General features: G+C 53.3%; 1 protein-coding gene. It reads right to left on the bottom strand.

Annotated features, from left to right (window positions below):
- A partial coding sequence (locus tag AC1DRJ_RS32265; protein ID WP_477805650.1) for an AraC family transcriptional regulator occupies positions 1-322 on the bottom strand: 322 nt, incomplete at its 3' end.
- Between the last annotated feature and the right edge of the window lie 181 nt (positions 323-503).

Genomic DNA, 503 nt, shown 5'->3' with positions numbered 1-503 from the left:
GCCCCAAGCATGGTTGTTCGGGGCTTGCCGTCAGCACTTCTGAATTTGCAGGCAAATCCAATGAGGTGATCAGAAACCGCGATGTGTCATAGGGGTAGCCCTCGCCACCTACCCAGAGCTGTTTCTCACCCCGGGCGATGAGGATGATGCTTGGCTCAACCATGCAGACGATGGGCGGTGCTGGATGCTCGCGTCTGAAGAAGCCGAGACCTGTAATGGCCGTTCCGTAATCACCTGGTTTCGAGATCTGCGTGCCGATGATCTGCGCAAGCCTTTCTTGTGGCGATGCCTGTTGAGGCGTTGTTTCGGGGTTGTTCGTCATATTCATCTTGTACCTCTTCCATGAACTCTAACTCGCCAGCTCCCGACCGTCCTGCAAAAAAGCAGAGACTCATAGAATCAGGCAAGTAATCAAGCGGATCGCACTACAGAGAGCCTTGGCAGACCGGGAAAATGTCCATCCGACAAATTCTTTTAAGGTCTCTCCGATGCTTGTACAAGCC

The sequence above is a fragment of the Pseudomonas sp. P5_B2 genome (assembly GCF_056400445.1).
This window is presented reverse-complemented; position numbering and strand designations above follow the sequence as displayed.